A 661-nucleotide genomic window follows, 5' to 3' on the forward strand; every position below is an offset into this window, starting at 1 on the left:
GCTCTCGGTGTGACGGCTGCCGCGATAACGCCTCTGTTCACCCTGGCGGCATCAGCGAAGAAATACGGCCCGAAGGAAGGCAAGGAGATTGCGCCCGGTGTCAGGGTGGTTGAGGTCAGCACCGGCAACTCCGACATTCCCGCCTACAAGAGCATCGCAATTGTCGACGTGGTATTTCAGCCCGGCGCACACGCGCCTCAGACGGTGATGGACAACGATATGGTCTGCACCATTGCTTCAGGTGCGTTCACGATCAAGAAGGCCGACAAGGAATTCAAGCTCAAGACGGGTGACATGTACACCTGCGCCAAAGGCAAGACCGACGAGGCGACAAATACAAGCAAGGAGGTCGGCGTGCATCGGATCGCCGTCCTGATACCTGCCTAGCAAACCGGAATCCGGCCGGATGGGAGGTCGCATTCCGTCCGGCCGTCGCTTGCGTACACTAGGTGCTGACCTCGTCCGGCCAACGCCCTTCGGCAAGATCGGCAGGATTACGCCGCTGGTGCCAGCCGGGTCACAGCCGCATGTTCGCTTTCCTTCAGGCACAGTGCGATGCCGGCATTGGCTCTTGAAGGGCCAAGCCAGACCCGCGTAACATAGCGCCAAGTCAACCGCTCACATTGAGTCTGCTTTATTAGTCCGGGCTAATGTCCGGATT

At 59.3% G+C, this 661-nt stretch carries 1 protein-coding gene; it reads left to right on the plus strand.

Going from position 1 to position 661, the window contains the following annotated elements; genetic code table 11:
* Window positions 1-387, plus strand: a 387-nt coding sequence (locus EOC94_RS33425) for a hypothetical protein (RefSeq protein WP_127295880.1), incomplete at its 5' end; no start/stop codon positions are given.
* Window positions 388-661 lie beyond the last annotated feature (274 nt).

It is taken from the genome of Mesorhizobium sp. M6A.T.Ce.TU.016.01.1.1 (assembly GCF_003997065.1).
GTDB classification, from domain to species: Bacteria; Pseudomonadota; Alphaproteobacteria; order Rhizobiales; family Rhizobiaceae; genus Mesorhizobium; species Mesorhizobium mediterraneum.